This is a genomic window from Bremerella cremea (genome assembly GCF_003335505.1).
In the GTDB taxonomy this organism is placed as follows: domain Bacteria; phylum Planctomycetota; class Planctomycetia; order Pirellulales; family Pirellulaceae; genus Bremerella; species Bremerella cremea_A.
In genome coordinates, this window is sequence record NZ_QPEX01000034.1 from 136,314 (window position 1) to 153,485 (window position 17,172).

The window sequence follows — 17,172 nt, forward strand, 5'->3', positions numbered from 1 at the left end:
CGCAATGCGGAAAGCCTTCCACGCGCGATACGTCCCCGAACGAGGGACCAAAGTATTTCGCTGAGTGAGTTGTAAGGTGCTTCTATTATTAAAGATACGATCCAAGGCCCGGTTGTCGAGCGAAACGAAATATTCCCCGACGAAGCGTTTTTACCGACCTTGAGGAAAGGACTGGCAATCCGCCGCTAGAGCTTCTTTGTGGTATCTGCGTTGCCGTTAGTCACCTGGAAGAGGCATCTTTTTCGTGTCCGAAGATTTTGCTTGCGGGCGGGAAGGTTAGTCTGTGGGGGGTTATGGTTGCCCTTGCGAAACTTCTTGCGCAAAGGTTGGGCGGCGCTGTATTCCCTTATATTGGGGAGGATCCAAGCTGCGTCACAAGCTCAATTCTTTGGGGCGTAGCACGGTGATTAGCTGCCAAGCCTGGCCTGGGCGTAGTAAGTTTCGCCAATCCGAAGTTTCGTTGGCAAATAAGGCGGCGTTGGCGGTTGTCATCCGCTGGTTTTGATTCGACAATTGACTAACCGCTAATTCCCAACCAGGATTGTGGCCGATGATCAAGGAAGTCTGACAGTCTTCCGGCAGGTTATCGACGGCGGCCTGGATGTCGTTGGGCGATCCGTGATAGAGAGATTTCGAGGAGACCACCTGGCGAACTTTGGGAAAGGTGCTGGCCATTAATTGCCAGGTTTGGGTGGTTCGTAGGGCTGCCGAGTGAACCACGATATCGGGGTTCCAACCCAGGCTGGCCAGGGCTGCGGCAATGCGTGGAGCATCGCGGTTTCCTCGACGATTTAAGGGGCGATCAAAATCGGCTACATCATCTTCCCAAGAACTCTTCGCGTGCCGCATCAGGATCATTCGTTTCATGCGTGGGCCCTTCTTGCTGTGTTAAGGTGGCTGGCCATGCTCGGGGACGCTGGCCAAGCCGGGGCCGGTTGGCGACATACGTTTTGCCTGCAACGAATCCATTCGCGCGAACGGCCAGCCCGCTGCCCCATTGTGCCTCTTTGTTTCGCTTAGGGGTATGTGCCCCTTCGAACTTTTGACGTGAGAATGCAATCAACATGAGTCAACACCCTTCCGAAGCACCTGGCGAGACACTGGAAGCTTTGCCCTCGAATTACGAAGAACAAGCCCGCGTGGCCGCGATTGATATTGGCTCGAATAGTATGCGGCTGGTGGTTGCGCAGATTTTGCCAGGTTTCGATTATCGCGTCTTGGACGAGGAACGCGAGTCGACCCGCCTCGCGCACAGCTTGGCGGTGAACGGCTGCCTGGACGAAGGGGCGATCGAGTTGTCTCTGGCGGCGCTGCGTCGCTTTAAGAAGATCGCCGAAGGGTTTGGGGTAGATAACATCCGCACGATCGCGACATGTGCCGTGCGCGAGGCCAGCAACGGCGAAGAGTTTTGCCGCCGGGCGAAGGAAGAGGTCGGGATCGAGATCGAAGTAATTTCGTCGCAAATGGAAGGGCAATTGGCTTTCAAGAGCGTCGCCCAGGCCTTCGATATCCGCGACATGAACGTGGCCATCGCCGACATTGGCGGTGGTAGTACCGAAATTGTTTACGCTTGCGGTGGGCACGTCGAAGAGATCTTTCCGACCAATCTTGGCTGTGTGCGGGTAACGGAAGAGTTTGGTATTAACGACGAGCTTTTTACCACGCCCGATAGTTTTAAACGGTTGATCGCCGGGATCGATAAAGAGCTGAAAACGCTGGTAAAAAAACGCCCGTTTATTCCCCAGGTATTGTTTGGCACCGGCGGAACCTTCACCACGCTGGCCAGCATGTTGATGATGCAGCGGGGGGAAGTTGGCCAGGTGGAATGGGGCTACCGCGTGCATCGCGCCGACGTGAGCCACATGCTCGATCAGCTTAGCAAGATGACCCTCAAGCAGCGAAAATCACTGGCCGGGCTCAGTGCCGACCGTGCTGACATTATCGTGGCTGGCATCGCGGTGATCGACCGGCTGATGCACCGCCTGGATGTGAACATGCTGCGAATTCACGATCGTGGTATTCGCGACGGCTTGATGCTTTCGATGATCGAAGATTTGCAGCCAGGGTTGGGGAGCGAAAAGGCGGCTGCCGAAGAACAGCGCCGTCTGGAAGCGATGGAAGCTTTTTCGCGCAGTTGCGGCGTCGATATGATTCACACCAAGCACGTCGCTTTGTTGGCAGTCAGCTTGTTTCGCCAGTTGGCCCCCATCTTTCAGTTGAAAGAGACCGACGACGACACGATCTTCGCCTCGGCGATGCTGCAAGATGTGGGCTATTTGATCAACTACGAAAAACACCACAAGCATAGTTACAGCTTGATCTTGAACAGCCAATTGCCGGGCTTTTCGCGGTATGCTCTGGAAATTGTCGCCAACGTGGCTCGGTATCATCGGGGGGCGAATCCAAAAAAGAAGCATGGAAATTTCACCCGTTTGAGCGACAATGATCAGTTGCGAGTCAAGCAATTGGCGGCCATTTTACGTTTGGCCGGGGCGCTCGATCGAAGTCATCGGCAACAGGTTTCCCAAGTGGAAGTCGTTGCCCAGCCGGATCACATCTATGTTTCTGTCGAAGCCACCGGCGATCCGGAAGTCGATTTGTGGGCAGCTCGATCGCGTACTGAATTGTTTTGTAAGGCATTTAATACCGACATCCGCTTTGGGCTTCACCGCCCGACGCCTGGCAGCGTCCCGAACGAACTGAGTTAATTTTCATGGCAAACAACGGCAAGTGGCTGGAAGACTTCGAGCCAGGCCACGCGATCTCTGAGGTGGCTCGTGCAGCGATTGCGACTCGGTCGACGCGGATGCTCGAGTGCCTGCCGTTGGCTGCTAAGAAGTGGAAAGAAGACGTCGAGCACGTCCACCATTTGCGAACCTGGGCGCGACGAACCCAGTCGGCGCTGCAGCTTTTTGCTTTGCTGCTTCCCTTGAAACGCTTGACCAGCTTGCGAAAGGCCACGCAACGATTGCGCAAGGCCGCTTGCCCGGCGCGTGATTTGGATGTTTTTCAGAAACGGATTCGCAAGTCGAAGTTCGATTTCGCCGAGGGAGAACGGGAAGAAGTTCTGGCCTATCTTCAAAAGCTGCGCAAGCGTGCCCAGCTAAGCATTGTCGACGCTAATCGTTGGGCCCGTGAAAGGGACATAGCCAGGGAGTGTCGTGGACTTGTCAAGCGAATCCGCTGGCGAGAGGTGGCCGAAGAAGAAACGTTGGAAACGATCGCTCCTACCTTGCTGGAACCGATGATGGTACGGTTCTTCCATTACTCGCAACTGTTAAACGAATCGCCTGAGTCGTTGCATCAGATGCGGATCGAAGGCAAGAAGGCGCGCTATGCGATGGAGTTGGTCGAAGGAGGTTTTCCGCCCAGCTTCCGCCAAGAGCTTTATCCCGCCTTTGAAGAAGTCCAGGCCAAGCTAGGCGTGATCAACGACCATCACACGGCGATCGAGAAAATCGAAGGTTGGCAGGCCCAAACTTCGGCGAAGAAGTTTCCGCCGGTGCTGCTCCGCATGGTCGAACACGAGAAGGCTCAGTTCGATCGCAAAGCGGATGCGTTCCGCGTGTGGTGGACGCAAGAGCGGGCGGTCGAATTGAAGAACCACTTCGACCGCTTTCTGGGTGGCCTCGGAATGCCGGTTGCCGAGAGCTAATCGTCGCTGCCACCGTTGATCAAATCGACGATTGCAGCCTAAATTTATGGGTGCCATGCTCTCGTCTTCGTGAGTATGCGAAGCAGAGAAAACATGCCGACGAAGACGACGGCATGGCACCCAATTTCGCCCCGCTTCGTAGGTCAGGCTGTTTTGACACCAACCAGGGAAGGGTTGCCCATGTTCTTGGACTGATTCCGTCAGGCACAGCTTGACTTACCAGGAAGGACCTGGAAAGGGTTGCTCGTGTGCGATTGGTTGTCCCCTGCTCTTCGTCTGCTTCTTAGCAGCCCCGAAGGGGCGACCGTTAATAGCCAGGGGCGGAAGCCCCTGGAAAAGCGTGGAAAAACAAATCAGAGCCCTGGAAGGGCGACCGAAGGCATCGGTTCAAAGCGACGACCGCCCTTTCAGGGCTTGTTCTTTGTTCGGCCCTATTCCAGGGGCTTGCACCCCTGGCTATTAACGGCCGCCCCCTTGGGGCTTTCTAGCGCCAAGCAACATTTACGAAGGCATCGACAACCAATCTGAAAAGCGATTACCGGCTTCAAGCTAGGCAGAGGGGGAAATGCTGTCAACATGGCTGAGACACGCATGCCGACGAAGAGGACGGCATGGCACCGGTAATGGGGCGATTCTAATTGTGAAACGGTTAATACTACGCCGAGGGCGTTTCGCGAACCAACTGGCTCACTTGCTTGAACTGTGGTGTCCCGGCCACGCGGCACCATTCAAACAAAACGGCTTCGGTGGTGGTCAGCGTGACACCGTTTGCTTCCATCCGGCGCAGGGCGATGCGTTTGTCTTGCCGAAATCTTGAGCCGACAGCGTCCACTGCCAGCAGCACATCGTAACCCATGGCCACCAGGTCGAGTGCCGTTTGCTGCACGCAGACATGCGCTTCGATGCCGGCCAGTAAGATCTTTGGTCGCGCTAGCGTGGCCAGTTGATCGGCCAGGCAGGGGCAACTGCTGAACTCGAGTTTCTCGGGCAGGGTTCCCATCCGCTCGGCTAGTTCCGGAACCGTGGCACCAAGCCCTTTGGGGTACTGCTCGGTTCCCAGAATCGGAACTTCCAACACAGCGGCTCCGTCTAAGAGTCGCCGAGTATTCCACAAGATGGTCGCCGATTTTTCAATGGCCGGCAGCAGCTTTTCCTGCATATCGATGACCAGCAAAGCCGTGTTTAGCGGGGTCATTAGCAGTGGATTATGAATTGGTTCGGGCATGATAGGCAATCAAGGGCGAACATGAGTTAGCAGATGCTCCTAGCCGCTGAAGTCATTTTGCGACACAATACAGGGCGGAACATCAACTCGAACTTGTTAATTGTGAATCACCCGCGCGAGAGGCTTCCCGCATGAGAATTCGTTCGACCACCATTCTGGCCGTTCGCCACAACGGCGAGGTCGCCATTGGCGGCGATGGTCAAGTTACCATGAACACCAGCGTGATGAAATCGGACGCCTCGAAGATTCGTCCTTTACTAGGGGGCAAAGTCTGGTGTGGCTTTGCCGGTTCGACGGCGGACGCGTTTGCCTTGTTAGAACGCTTTGAATCGATGCTCAAAGACTTCCCCGGCAACGTCCCCAAGGCGGCGACCGAATTGGCCAAACAGTGGCGCACCGATCGCTCGATGCGGCGTTTAGAGGCATTGATGGTCGTGGTCGATGCCCAGCAGACGTTGCTGCTTTCGGGCACCGGCGACGTCATTCAGCCGACCGATGGCATCCTCGGTATTGGTTCAGGCGGCAACTATGCTACCTCGGCCGCCAAAGCACTGGTGAAGCATAGCTCGCTTTCGGCGGAAGAGATTGTCCGCGAAAGCTTGAAGATTGCTGCCGACATCGATATTTACACCAACGACAACATCAAGATTCATCGCGTGGAGAAGGACTAATGCCGAAAGCGAACCAGGAACTCACCCCGCGTGAAATTGTGAAAATGCTGGATGCCGACATTGTCGGGCAAAACGATGCCAAACGGGCGGTCGCGATCGCGGTCCGCAATCGTTGGCGGCGTAAGCATCTGCCGGCAGAGCTACAGCAAGAGGTCTCGCCCAAGAACATTTTGATGATCGGCCCAACCGGGGTGGGGAAAACTGAGATTGCCCGCCGTTTGGCCAAGTTAACCGGCGCGCCGTTCATAAAAATTGAAGCGACCAAGTTTACCGAGGTCGGCTATTACGGCCGCGATGTCGAAAGCATGATTCGCGAACTGGTCGACAATGCAATCGGGATTGTCCGCGAGACCGAAAAGGAAAAGGTGCAGGATGAAGCGAAGTCGCGGGCTCAGCGGCGGCTGCTAGATCAACTGATCTCTCCTCGCCCACCACATACGGCCACCGAACCGGAAGAGCAAGAGAAGCACGAACGCTCGCGGCAACGCATGAAAGAGATGCTAGAGGCAGGCCAACTGGAAGACCGCACCGTCGAGCTAACCGTCGAGCAAAAATCGTCGCCGGTGATGCTCGGTGGCATGGGTCTCGAGCAGATGGACATGGACCTGCAAGGCATGCTCGAAAAGATCATGCCAAAGAATTCAACCCGTCGCGAAATGACCGTGGCGGATGCCCGGAAGGTGCTGATCGAGCAGGAAATCGAAGCGCTGCTCGACAAAGAACGCATTCACGATGCCGCGATCAAGCTGGCCGAGAACTTGGGCATGATCTTCCTGGACGAAATCGACAAGATCGTCGCCAGCGAAGGGAAAGGTGGGACCGACGTTTCTCGCCAAGGGGTGCAACGCGACTTGCTGCCGATCGTCGAAGGAACGACCGTCCAAACCAAGTACGGTTACGTCAACACCGACCATATCATGTTCATCGCCGCAGGGGCGTTTCATAAAGTCAGTCCCAGCGACCTCATGCCAGAATTGCAGGGACGTTTTCCGATTCGGGTCGAACTGACCGACCTGACCAAGGAAGACTTCGTGCGCATTCTGACCGAGCCGAAATCGTCGCTCACGCGGCAATATGTCGAGCTGATGAAGACCGAAGAAGTGCTGGTCAACTTCACCGACGACGCCTTGGAAGAGATTGCCTCGTACGCGTTTCAGGTCAACCAAACCACGCAAAACATCGGGGCCCGACGGTTGTATACCATTTTAGAGCGGCTGCTCGAAGAACTAAGCTTCGAAGCCCCCGAAATGAAATACGCCACCGTCGAAGTCAACGCGAGCTACGTGAAACAGCGGCTAGATGACGTCAGCAAGGACGAAGATCTGAGCCGGTTTATTTTGTAGCTAGTTTGAAGTTTTCCGTGGCTGCGAGTGTGAAGTTTTCAGTGTTCAGTTTTCAGTGAAGAGTTGCAGATAGAAGTCTGAACACGCTGCTTACCACGTCCTGTCCCCTCGCCCCTACGGGGAGAGGGCTAGGGTGAGGGGGAGCCACTCGTAAGGGCCAACCAACAGCAACTCCCCACTGAACACTTAGGGGTTCCCCTCATCTCCTGACAGGCGGTTATCGGACGGCGTCTTGGATTTGCTGGGGGATCGTTTCCAGGTCGGTTCCGGCGGACGAGATTTTGAACTGGCGGGTGGTTTCGCCGAGGACTTCGATATCGATGCGGAGGTGATCACGGGGGAGGCAATTGGCCACGCGGTCGGCCCATTCCAGCAGCGTGATTCCGTCCGAGTCGAAATATTCTTCGGGACCGAGTTCTAAAAACTCGTCGTCATCTTGGATGCGGTAGACATCGAAATGATAGAGCGTCTTCCCGCCGAAATAGCGCTGCATGATGACAAACGTCGGACTGATGACGTCTTCAGCAGGGATACCCAGGGCGGCTGCCATGGCTTTGACCAGCCTCGTCTTGCCGGCCCCGAGTGTGCCATTTAAAGCCACGACGGTGCCGGGCGGGATGATCTCGGCCAGAACTTTACCGAGCTTGTGGGTCTGTTCTTCGCTGGTGGCTTCCCAGGTAATGGTGCTCATCGCTTCGTGAAACATCGCGTTTAGTGGTGAGAAAATCCTTCCGGCAACAACGGCTGCCGGGTGCCATCTTCGCCGAGCATCGTTAGCTCGCGCTCATGACGAATCGTTCCAATTCTCGTGATTGGCGTGGCGTTCGTCCATTGGGCCACCAGTTGGTCGGCCTCGCGCTGAGGGACGGTAAACAACAACTCGAAGTCTTCCCCGTCGTTCAGGCCATGCCACCAGGCCGGTTTGCCGGTTTTCTCGCTCATTTTCTGCGCGTCGGCAGATAAGGGAAGCAGGCGAACGTCGATCTCCGCCCCGACGTCACTTTGCTGGCAAAGCCTGGGCAGGTCGATCGAGATGCCGTCACTGATATCCATGCCTGCGGTTAAGCTGCAAGCTTGTGTGAGTTGCAGGGCTTCGTGAACGCGGGGTGTGAAATCGAGATGATGCCGCCAGATGCTGCCACCAAGCTGACCGGTCACAAAGATCGCGTCCCCTGGCTGGGCACCACTACGCAAGAGCGGTTTGCCGGCGAGGCTTTGCCCCAGCACGGTCACGCTGACGGCAACCTTGCCTGGCCAACTGTTGGTGTCGCCGCCAATGATCGGGCAAGCGAACTGCGCGCCCAGTTCCGCCGCCCCTTGGTAGATTCCTTGAGCCAGTTGCAGCGAGCCCTCGCCTTGCGGCAGAAGCAGGGTTAGCAAAGCGCCGACTGGCTGACAGGCCATCGCCGCAATGTCGCTGAGATTGATCGCTAGGGCCTTTCGCCCGATCTGCTGCGGCGTGACGTCGGCCAGGTGAAAGTCGGTCTCGTCTGAAATCAAATCGGTGCAAACGACCAGCTTCGAATCGGCAGGCCAAGCCAGCACCGCCGCGTCGTCGCCAATGCCAACACCTTCGGCTGAAAGCGTTTGCTTTTGCGTCGCCAGAAATTGAAGGAACGCCTGTTCCATGGGGTTGAACTGTCTCTTGCAGGGGAAAGGCTTGCTACGCTGCCCGTTGTATTATTTTGTTTGTAGGGTGCGTCTCGACGCACCAGAGTTTGCTTACACGCTTACCAATTGTCATCGCGTGGCAATGCAACCGCCTGATGAACCGACCGATTGTGGGACTATGCCGTCGTCTTTGGCAGTATGGTCTTTTCTGCTTCCCATGCTCACGAAGACGAGAGCATGGCACCCATCAAGTAGGACGCACCCTACGAAGCTTGGGAGCAAAGCGTGATTGCAATGATAACATTATTTCGCCCACCTTCGAAAAACGAAAAGCCGCCCCTAGGAGTAGGGCGGCTCTCGCGTGAAACTGCTGCGAACAGCAAACAAGGTTTATCGTTGGGTGATCTGCTGGGTGGCGGCCAGGCTGATGTCGCCGTAGAGGGTGTCCCGTTCTCGCAAGATGTAGAAGCGGATCGCACCTCGTTGGGTGACCGATTTGTTCTTCAAGATGTAGTCGAGGTTTTCGTACGAGATCGTTTCCCAGTCGTGCATGCCGACCAGGATGTCACCAATCTGAATCCCTTCCGTTTCGGCTGGGCTGCCAGCACGCACGGCCACCACTTGTAGGCCACCACGGTAGCGGCTGGAAAGTTGAGCGAACTCTTGTTCCGGCATCGATTTCACACGGACACCCATCGTTCGCCAAGCCAGGTCGGAAACGTTGGTCGCTCCGCTGAGGCTTTTAGTGACCAAGGCCAGCTTTTTGCCCAGGTCGTCGGAACGGTCGACTTCCAGCGAGATTTCTTCCCCCAGGGTACGGCTGAGAAGGGCCAGTTCGACGTCGAGTTGACGGGCGATCTTCTGTGTGCCGATCTTGGTCAGGGTGTCGCCAATTCGCAGACCAGAAGCATCGGCAGGGCTATCCTTTTCGATCCCAGTGATCTTGAAGACCGGCGTTTCCCCTTCGTAGACCGTCTTGCCACGAATGCCGTGGAACTGATCGCTCATTCGCTCGGTCGACATCATCCGAGCCGAGATTTCCATGACGGTGTCCACGGGAATTGTGAAACCAATTCCTTGGGCTCCGACACGGACGGCAACGTTGATGCCAATCATTTGGCCGTCGATGTTCAGCAGCGGTCCGCCAGAGTTGCCAGGATTGATGCTGGCATCGGTCTGGATCAGGTCGTCGTACTTTTGGTTCTCGGTGACTTGCACGCTGCGGTGCAACGCACTGATGATGCCCCGCGTGACCGAGTTCTCGTAACCATAGGCATTGCCGACGGCGATGACGGTTTCGCCTGGCATCAGGTCGGATGAGCGACCAATGTTGATGCAGGGAAGGTCCTTGCTGGAGTCGACTTTGATAACCGCCAGGTCGGTGGTCAGGTCGTGAGCAATCAGGCGAGCGATCATCGTTTCGCCATTCGAGAACGTCACTTGGATGCGGCGGACACCGTCAACCACGTGATGATTGGTGACAATATAGCCCCGGTGGTCGATAACTACGCCGGTTCCCATGCCGTTGACCTGGCGAGGCGTATCACCGCCACCCACGGCACTGATGGTCGAAACCGTCTTGTGCCCGTGGATATTGACGATGGAATCCTTCACCGATTGCACCGCTTTGACAATCGGTGTCATGCGGAGATCGGAAGCCGAGGCGGTACTGTCTGGGGTGACAGAACCGTAGCACATCGTCATTACAAGCAATAGCCAGCAAAGACGAATGGCGAGGATACTCAAGGAGGGTGAACGCATAGATCTCTCGTCTTTCGGCAACCCGGAGCGTCGTCGATACTTGATTTCGATAGCACCGCGGCTCCAATCAACGTTTGCGATTGGCAGAGAGATGGATTAGCGGGCCGAAAGGTGTCATCGGAAGTCTTGGCATGGTCCCTTCATCCCTCCCGAGTTGGGCCGCATAGTCTACCTAGCTTCTCATTTGGTAGGTCATTTCTGCGCTAACTATGCGGATCGGGGTAACTTGACCATGACAGCACACGGGCGAACGAATCAGCAGATGCTTGTCGGTTGGCTGAGAGAATGGTAGCCAGAAGATGGGCAGATGCCTGAGACTAGGGGCCGTACTCGAGCGATATCTGATAGTCAGCCGAGGGGGCGATCTCTTCCGTAGCATTGAGCGGCCGCGCCGTATCTTCGGAAAGCGGGCGAGCGATACGAAGGCTTTGGGGAAGCGGGGCCGGCATGCCAGCTTCCCGATCAGATGGGCCTGGTTCGATATCGGCTGGGGGTGGCACCGGGATGGGGTTACCAGAGTGGCTGGGAAGTTGTCCCGGCATCTCTTGCTGGTAAATCACCGGTTGAGCAAACACCGGACGGGAAGGAACCGGAAAGAACTTCGGTCGTGGCGGAATCTGGGGTGGCATGGCGGGCTCGTGGCGAGGCCAATGGAACAAGCCATGCAGCCGGCCACGCAGATTGGGGAGCAACGTTTTTTTGGGTTCACAATCTTCCGTCTCGACGATGGCCGCTACCATCGCAGGCGATTCGCAAGGTTCTTCTAGCTGCGGTGCTGGCAGTTCCTCAGCAATGGCGACTTCAGGAACCTCTGGGATAACAACCGGTTCCGGTGTTTTCGCGGGCGTAGGCTCTAGATCGGGGAATGGCTCAGGGCTGATGGTCTCAGCCACTTGCGGCACAGCCGCAGGGTGTGGATGGGCATGAGGCGGGCAGTTGGCGTCGTCGTAACGCATCGAAACGCAACCGCTTGGAAGCAGCAGCGCTAGGATGAAAACACGGACGAATTTGCTGTCCAACCGCATCGCGGAGGCCACTCCCTGGCATACGTCGATTTTGAAGGTCACTTCTAAACACGAAGAAGCACACATTCATCTATCGGTGATTGCCAGCGGAATCTTTTGCGTAACCGGCAAAGTCTGCCAGTTCGCCGAGTGATAGCATGCGGCGACTTAAAGCCGACGGAGGTGAAAGCCGCCGTCGACGTTGAAGCGTTCGCCGGTGCTGAAAGGAAAGTACTCTGCACAGATCGCGGACACTGCCTGGGCGACGTCTTCGGGTTGGCCCCAGCGACGAATCGGGGTTAGCCCGGCGGCGATCTGTTGATCGTATTTTTCTTTCACCGGCCCGGTCATGTCGGTGGCAATGACGCCAGGGCAGACTTCAAAGACTTGGATCTTTTCGTTGCCAAGGCGGTCGGCGAAAAGTTGCGTCATCATCGCCAGGCCAGCCTTGGCGACGCAGTAGTCAGCCCGATTGGGGGAGCTAGCGTAAGCCGACAACGACGACAGGTTGATGATTTTGCCAGCAGGAATGTGCCCTTCACCGATTTGAGCTAGCATCGCGTTCGCGGCGGCTTGCGACAGAAAGAATGGGCCTTTCAAGTTGGTATCGAGAACCAGGTCCCAGTTTTCTGGCGTGGCTTCTAACAGATCGAGCCGGCCAGGCGACGTGATGCCAGCATTGTTGACCAACACGTCGAGCCGTTTCCATTTCTGCAGCGTGGCATCCATCAGCGCGGCGCGGCCTTCCGGGGAACCGACGTTTGCTTGCACCGCAATCGCTTCCCCCCCTGCCCCTTCGATCTGGGCGACCACCTCGTTCGCTGCTGCTGGGCTCGAATGGTAGTTGACCGTCACGCAGAACCCGTCAGCGGCGAGCTTCTCGGCAATCGCGCGGCCAATCCCTCGGGAACTACCAGTCACAATGGCAACACGTTTCGACATAAAAGCGTCTCTCGCTCGGTTCGGCAAATCAGTGGCGATGCGTCCTCAACGCACCCAATCGCTGCGTAATCGCTTTGTCCCAACGAAGCCTCTAGTTGCCTCAGCAGTGGCGGCCAAAGCAAATGCCAAACCCAAAATGGGGGCCATGCTCTCGTCTTCGTGAGCATGCGAAGCAGAGAAAACATGCCGACGAAGACGACGGCATGGCACCCAATTTCGCCCCGCTTCGTAGGTCAGGCTGTTTTGACACCAACCAGGGAAGGGTTGCCCATGTTCTTGGACTGATTCCGTCAGGCACAGCTTGACTTACCAGGAAGGACCTGGAAAGGGTTGCTCGTGTGCGATTGGTTGTCCCCTGCTCTTCGTCTGCTTCTTCGCAGCCCCGAAGGGGCGACCGTTAATAGCCAGGGGGCGGAAGCCCCTGGAAAAGCGTGGAAAAACAAATCAGAGCCCTGGAAGGGCGACCGAAGGCATCGGTTCAAAGCGACGACCGCCCTTTCAGGGCTTGTTCTTTGTTTGGCCCTATTCCAGGGGCTTGCACCCCTGGCTATTAACGGTCGCCCCGTTGGGGCTTTCTAGCGCCAAGCAACATTTACGAAGGCATCGGCAACCAATCTGGGAAAGCGATTACCGGCTTCAAGCTAGGCGGAGGGGGAAATGCTGTCAACATGGCGCGAGAGCGGTAAGAGGCAGGCAGAAAAAAACGGGGCGAGCGATTCCTAGCGGAAGCGCTCGCCCCGTCGGTGGAGGTGACCTCTGGAGCAAATGACCCAAGCTCCAGAGGCCTAACCGGAAGCCCTCTGTGAAGCACTTGTCAAGATGGCCGACCCAGTAGCCATATTGTCTTGACAAGCATGAGCTTCAACCCAGGAGGGGGGGGCAGGCAGTTCCCGCAAACTACCTTACTACAAAGGACTTCCGATGTCCGTTTCCTGTGCTGTGCCGCATGTGGTTTTCACCAACGACGGGGAAGTAAATACGAAAATGACGGACCTGTGTCACGACCGATTTAGAAAAAATTTTTGGAAGCTAACCCATGGCAAATCGGTCGATCCGGGCCCGGTTTGCGAAAGCCAGGTGGGAAGCTGTTGAGAGAATTGCTCGAACCGCAAGCCTGGGGCGAAAATACAGTTGCTTGGCCACGCCTGTTGCACGGGAAGACTAGCGGCCTACTGCCCTGTGTGGGAAGGCAACGGAAAGAATCCGGCGGAGAGCGTTGCCGCTTGACCTTGGCGACTGAGAACAAATCGTACAAACTCAGCTTTCAAGTTCGGGTCAATCTCTTGAATGCTTTGGGAAACCCACAGGTAGATCGGGCGGACCATGACAGGGTATTTAAGGGGTTCCTGCTGAGGTTCTTCTTTTTCGCCAATAGGCTTTGAGTCCTCGTGCGGGCGCCCTTCAAGTGGGACGCTACGAACCTTGCTGGTCAGTAAGCTGTGGGACACATAGCCGATACCGAATTGGTCGGTGCTTGCTTTTTGCTTTCTCCCCGTATGCTGGGGCGAACTCTCACGAAGATGCGCCGGTGTTCGGCATCCTGCCTGGGTTGTTGATAAGATAGTGTCTGGCCAGAAAAGTTTTGCCGCTTGGATTATTAGTCAGGGGGCAAAATCGCTGGGTAAGCTTAAAAAGGCACTTACACTATATGCAGGGTAGTGTTAACATACTTACGCGGATGAGTTTCGTGACCTATTCGAAAGAAATGTCAGATGAAGAAATACGCGTTTTGGAATAACAAGGGCGGTACTGGCAAGACTAGCTTGGCATTTCAAGCTGCTGCTATATATGCAGAACAGCACTCAGAAGAAGAAGTGCTAGTTCTCGATCTATGTCCACAGGCAAATCTTTCTGAATTGTTTCTTGGTGGGCTAATGGGCGGGGGAAGTGAGCATTTAACTCAACTCCAATCAGAATCTCCGCGAAGGACGGTTGGAGGATATTTTGAAGCAAGATTGCCCGCTCCTTATACTGTTCCAAATATTAATCCTAAAGAATTTCTATCACGGCCATCTGAATACAATAATTCAATAACGGATAACATTCAATTGCTTGCCGGCGATCCATTGCTTGAATTGCAGTCGAACGCAATAGCAACTTTGGCAAACGCTCAAATTCCGGGACAAAAGCCGTGGTTAGCTGTCGCTGACTGGATTCGTGATTTTGTTCATCTGGTTGAAGATGACTTTGATACCGTGTTTATAGATACGAATCCTAGTTTTTCAATGTATACGCAGATTGCGCTTTCTGCTGCTGAAATGTTAGTCTTACCTGTAATGGCAGATGATTCATCGCGACGTGCAATACAAAATGCTTTTGCCTTAATTCACGGGATTAAACTTCCATCAATGATCTATTCTGATTATTCATTTACGAAGAAATTAACGGACGCAGGAAGGGAATTGCCGAAGGTTCACTTACTGCCAAAGAATCGCCTCACGCAGTACATGGGGCCAGCTTCAGCATATGGCTCAGTTATGGGCGAAATTGAAGGGTTTGTGGAAGAAATTCTATTGTCTAATTCTGAAGTCTTTACGTTTTCGACCAAATCTGAGGGATTCGTCGATGTTCGAGACTTTCAAACAACAGGGGTTGTTGCGTTTGCAGAAGGTAAGCCATTTTCAAAACTTAGGACAGGCACGCACAATATAGGTGGAAGACTGACTCAGGTGTCGGCACAATATTTAGAGCATTGCCGGGATGCTATAAACAATGTCGTTAGAAGGCTTTGATATAATCTGAGTGGACTTGTTTCAAATAGTATTTTCTGGTCTGTGGGTAAGCAATTTATAGCAACCCATTATTATTTAACGGCCAGTAGTGTACAGGCGTATGAGTTGCTGAACTCCTTTGATTTTGACAATTGAAACTAATTGACGTCTTGATGATTTGTGAAGTTCAAATCCTCCCTTGCAAGCTGAATGAGATATTGAGATAGCAGTGCGTATGACTTGATTAATTCAAAAAAAGGAAAATAAGCGTCTATTAATCCTTTTTGATTTGCGCGTATAGCTCTTATCTCAATTAGTTCGGTCGGTATGCGCTGCGCCGTTCACTGTTGTGTGGCGATCGTATGGACTTGACGTTCGTAGCCCTCCCCCCCATTACTGGATCATCATCTCTTCTTCGTCGGCAGCGGATAGCTGGATTTCGCCGGCGTCTTCTAGGCGGCGGACGATGTCGACGATTTGTTGTTGGACTGCTTCCACTTCCGACAGCTTGACCGAGCCGAGGAAGTCCATTTCTTCCAGTAGCATTTCGCCAGCCCGTTTCGACATGTTGCCGACGATCTTGTCGCGGAGGTCTTGGCTGGCACCCTTGAGTGCCATTGCCCATTGCGAGGTCTCGACGTTTTTGAGCACCGCTTGAACGTCTTTGTCGGCCAGCTTTTGGATGTCGTCGAAAACGAACATCAAGCGGCGGATTTCTTCGACCAGGTCGGGGTCTTCCTGGGCCAGGTTTTCGAGCAGCGCCTTGCCGGTGGTGCGGTCGGTCACGTTTAAGATTTCTGCCACGCTGGGGACGCCCCCAGCATTTTCAAACGACTGGCTCATCACGCTGGCCATTCGCGATTCGAGGCCACGTTCGACTTCGCGGATCACTTCCGGGTTGGTTTGTCCCATGTTGGCGATGCGGCGGATGACGGACAGTTGCCGCTCGGCAGGCAGCCCGGCGATTAGCTCGGCCCCGTACGAGGCAGGCAAGTGAGACAGAATCAAAGCGATGGTTTGTGGGTGTTCGTCCACGATAAACGTCAGCAGGTTCTGGCTGTCGACCTTCCGCAGAAAGCCGAAGGGAACCGATTCGACCGACTGGCGAACGTTGTCGAGCGTTTCTCCGGCGTTTTTGCCGAGGGCCTTGGTCACGAGCGACTTGGCCAAGCTGATGCCGCCACCACCGCCACCAAGCTGGTTGGGGTTCTGTTCGGCGAACGCGAGAATGGCCGCTTCTTGTTCTGGACCACTGAGATTGTCGAGCTGGGCAATCTCGATACAAACCGCTTCCACCTGCTTCGGAGTCAGCTTGCCCATCAATTGGGCCGCTTCATCCTCGGGCAGCGACATCAAGATGATTGCCGCCCGGCGCAAAGTGGGATTCGAGAAATGTTGGCTTGGATCGCGTTTATTGGCCATGATTGAGCTAGGCGACGACGTCGTGAAAAATTCGACCGTGTATCGTTATTGATCGACCAGATCGACTTTAACGATTAGCGAAAATCGAACAACGTTACCGCTGCTAGCTGGTTGGCTGCCTGGTGAAGTTTTCAGATAGCCACCAAAGCAGAGATTCAACGTTCTGCTATGCCAGCACTGGCAGCGGCGTAAAGCCAACTTTCAAGGCCATTGGCCCCCAGGGACAGGTGAACGTAACCGCAATGGGTTTCACTTCCGAGGGGAAACGAATGTCTGGAGGATGACCCACGACAACGTTAGGAAGGCTGATCGACAGATGATATTCTTCCAGCTCGGCTTTGGCCGAACCGGCAACCATGTTGGCGATTTCACCCACGGCATCGATCACGTCGTCGGTCAAGCCGTCGAACTCGGTGGGTTCCATCATGAGCATGGCTGCGGCAGCCTGGATGGCGACTTCATGGGATAGTAAGACCACGACCGAGCCTTGAGCACGACCGGAAAGCCCGATCACGCCGCTGACTTCGTAACGTTCATTAACCTGATCGGCCATGCACAGTTTGTCACGCTTAATCGGACATCCCAACATGGTATCAAAGGTGTTGGTCGTGGAACGGATGAACGGGTTGATGTATTCGACCTGCATGTTGAACACCGGATAAGGGGTTTACCACGTGGATGCTACGCACGACTTCGGGATTGGCTTCTTCGGCCCTAGCCGAAATGCTTACCGTGACTTGAGAAGTCACCTAAAAATAGGACGTGGCAAGTGCAGGGCAAACGAAATTTATCACTGCTTTGTTAGTTAAGCAGTATTGAAAGATAAA

Annotated in this window: 14 protein-coding genes; 5 read left to right on the forward strand and 9 right to left on the reverse strand. The window is 54.9% G+C overall.

Annotation, left to right across the window (positions count from 1 at the left end):
* Positions 1–372 precede the first annotated feature (372 nt).
* Entirely contained in the window at positions 373–867 is a 495-nt protein-coding gene (locus DTL42_RS17475) for a SixA phosphatase family protein (protein WP_114370319.1), read from the reverse strand.
* A gap of 197 nt (positions 868–1,064) precedes the next feature.
* Here DTL42_RS17475 and DTL42_RS17480 point away from each other — a divergent pair, with 197 nt between their 5' ends.
* Together DTL42_RS17480 and DTL42_RS17485 are read left to right on the forward strand one after the other, a co-directional pair.
* On the forward strand, positions 1,065–2,708 hold the full coding sequence (locus tag DTL42_RS17480) for a Ppx/GppA phosphatase family protein (RefSeq protein WP_114370322.1): 1,644 nt from the start codon (positions 1,065–1,067) through the stop codon (positions 2,706–2,708).
* A gap of 5 nt (positions 2,709–2,713) precedes the next feature.
* Positions 2,714–3,655, forward strand: coding sequence for a CHAD domain-containing protein (locus DTL42_RS17485; protein ID WP_114370324.1), 942 nt, complete (start codon positions 2,714–2,716; stop codon positions 3,653–3,655).
* A gap of 655 nt (positions 3,656–4,310) precedes the next feature.
* Here DTL42_RS17485 and DTL42_RS17490 read toward each other — a convergent pair.
* Entirely contained in the window at positions 4,311–4,880 is a 570-nt protein-coding gene (locus tag DTL42_RS17490) for a hydrolase (protein ID WP_114370326.1), read from the reverse strand.
* Between the two features lie 131 nt (positions 4,881–5,011).
* Here DTL42_RS17490 and hslV point away from each other — a divergent pair, with 131 nt between their 5' ends.
* Together hslV and hslU are read left to right on the forward strand one after the other, a co-directional pair.
* The gene (gene hslV / locus DTL42_RS17495) at positions 5,012–5,551 is read left to right on the forward strand and encodes an ATP-dependent protease subunit HslV (protein WP_114370328.1); all 540 of its coding nucleotides are present in this window, start codon (positions 5,012–5,014) and stop codon (positions 5,549–5,551) included.
* A complete protein-coding gene (hslU, locus tag DTL42_RS17500) occupies positions 5,551–6,894 on the forward strand; it encodes an ATP-dependent protease ATPase subunit HslU (RefSeq protein WP_114370330.1) in 1,344 nt (447 codons plus the stop codon). The genes hslV and hslU overlap by 1 nt, the downstream gene beginning before the upstream one ends.
* Before the next feature lie 217 nt (positions 6,895–7,111).
* Here hslU and tsaE read toward each other — a convergent pair whose 3' ends face one another.
* The 5 genes from tsaE to DTL42_RS17525 form a co-directional block, all read right to left on the reverse strand.
* Complete coding sequence (gene tsaE / locus DTL42_RS17505) at positions 7,112–7,585, reverse strand: tRNA (adenosine(37)-N6)-threonylcarbamoyltransferase complex ATPase subunit type 1 TsaE (protein WP_114370495.1); 474 nt, start codon at positions 7,583–7,585, stop codon at positions 7,112–7,114.
* Between the two features lie 20 nt (positions 7,586–7,605).
* Entirely contained in the window at positions 7,606–8,523 is a 918-nt protein-coding gene (gene thiL, locus DTL42_RS17510) for a thiamine-phosphate kinase (RefSeq protein WP_114370332.1), read from the reverse strand.
* A gap of 372 nt (positions 8,524–8,895) precedes the next feature.
* Positions 8,896–10,266: a trypsin-like peptidase domain-containing protein gene (locus DTL42_RS17515; protein WP_234824251.1), complete on the reverse strand. Its 1,371-nt coding sequence runs from the start codon at positions 10,264–10,266 to the stop codon at positions 8,896–8,898.
* 317 nt (positions 10,267–10,583) lie between these two features.
* On the reverse strand, positions 10,584–11,291 hold the full coding sequence (locus tag DTL42_RS17520; RefSeq protein WP_114370335.1) for a hypothetical protein: 708 nt from the start codon (positions 11,289–11,291) through the stop codon (positions 10,584–10,586).
* A gap of 147 nt (positions 11,292–11,438) precedes the next feature.
* Entirely contained in the window at positions 11,439–12,212 is a 774-nt protein-coding gene (locus DTL42_RS17525) for a 3-ketoacyl-ACP reductase (protein ID WP_114370337.1), read from the reverse strand.
* A gap of 1,712 nt (positions 12,213–13,924) precedes the next feature.
* Between DTL42_RS17525 and DTL42_RS17540 the strand changes: the two genes are divergently transcribed.
* Positions 13,925–14,944 (forward strand): ParA family protein, encoded by a 1,020-nt coding sequence (locus DTL42_RS17540; RefSeq protein WP_114370344.1) that lies wholly within the window; start codon positions 13,925–13,927, stop codon positions 14,942–14,944.
* 372 nt (positions 14,945–15,316) lie between these two features.
* Here the strand turns inward: DTL42_RS17540 and fliG are convergent, their stop codons facing one another.
* Complete coding sequence (gene fliG / locus DTL42_RS17545; protein WP_114370346.1) at positions 15,317–16,345, reverse strand: flagellar motor switch protein FliG; 1,029 nt, start codon at positions 16,343–16,345, stop codon at positions 15,317–15,319.
* Between the two features lie 166 nt (positions 16,346–16,511).
* Positions 16,512–16,991: a chemotaxis protein CheX gene (locus DTL42_RS17550; RefSeq protein WP_114370348.1), complete on the reverse strand. Its 480-nt coding sequence runs from the start codon at positions 16,989–16,991 to the stop codon at positions 16,512–16,514.
* Positions 16,992–17,172: the final 181 nt, after the last annotated feature.

What these genes read in the sequence shown, in the direction of transcription:
- DTL42_RS17515 (WP_234824251.1), bottom strand. Translation starts at nt 10,266, where the DNA reads ATGCGTTCACCCTCCTTGAGTATCCTCGCCATTCGTCTTTGCTGGCTA.
- fliG (WP_114370346.1), bottom strand. Translation starts at nt 16,345, where the DNA reads ATGGCCAATAAACGCGATCCAAGCCAACATTTCTCGAATCCCACTTTG.
- DTL42_RS17550 (WP_114370348.1), bottom strand. Translation starts at nt 16,991, where the DNA reads ATGCAGGTCGAATACATCAACCCGTTCATCCGTTCCACGACCAACACC.
- DTL42_RS17480 (WP_114370322.1), top strand. Translation starts at nt 1,065, where the DNA reads ATGAGTCAACACCCTTCCGAAGCACCTGGCGAGACACTGGAAGCTTTG.
- hslU (WP_114370330.1), top strand. Translation starts at nt 5,551, where the DNA reads ATGCCGAAAGCGAACCAGGAACTCACCCCGCGTGAAATTGTGAAAATG.
- DTL42_RS17525 (WP_114370337.1), bottom strand. Translation starts at nt 12,212, where the DNA reads ATGTCGAAACGTGTTGCCATTGTGACTGGTAGTTCCCGAGGGATTGGC.
- DTL42_RS17540 (WP_114370344.1), top strand. Translation starts at nt 13,925, where the DNA reads ATGAAGAAATACGCGTTTTGGAATAACAAGGGCGGTACTGGCAAGACT.
- DTL42_RS17475 (WP_114370319.1), bottom strand. Translation starts at nt 867, where the DNA reads ATGAAACGAATGATCCTGATGCGGCACGCGAAGAGTTCTTGGGAAGAT.
- DTL42_RS17490 (WP_114370326.1), bottom strand. Translation starts at nt 4,880, where the DNA reads ATGCCCGAACCAATTCATAATCCACTGCTAATGACCCCGCTAAACACG.
- tsaE (WP_114370495.1), bottom strand. Translation starts at nt 7,585, where the DNA reads ATGAGCACCATTACCTGGGAAGCCACCAGCGAAGAACAGACCCACAAG.
- DTL42_RS17520 (WP_114370335.1), bottom strand. Translation starts at nt 11,291, where the DNA reads ATGCGGTTGGACAGCAAATTCGTCCGTGTTTTCATCCTAGCGCTGCTG.
- hslV (WP_114370328.1), top strand. Translation starts at nt 5,012, where the DNA reads ATGAGAATTCGTTCGACCACCATTCTGGCCGTTCGCCACAACGGCGAG.
- thiL (WP_114370332.1), bottom strand. Translation starts at nt 8,523, where the DNA reads ATGGAACAGGCGTTCCTTCAATTTCTGGCGACGCAAAAGCAAACGCTT.
- DTL42_RS17485 (WP_114370324.1), top strand. Translation starts at nt 2,714, where the DNA reads ATGGCAAACAACGGCAAGTGGCTGGAAGACTTCGAGCCAGGCCACGCG.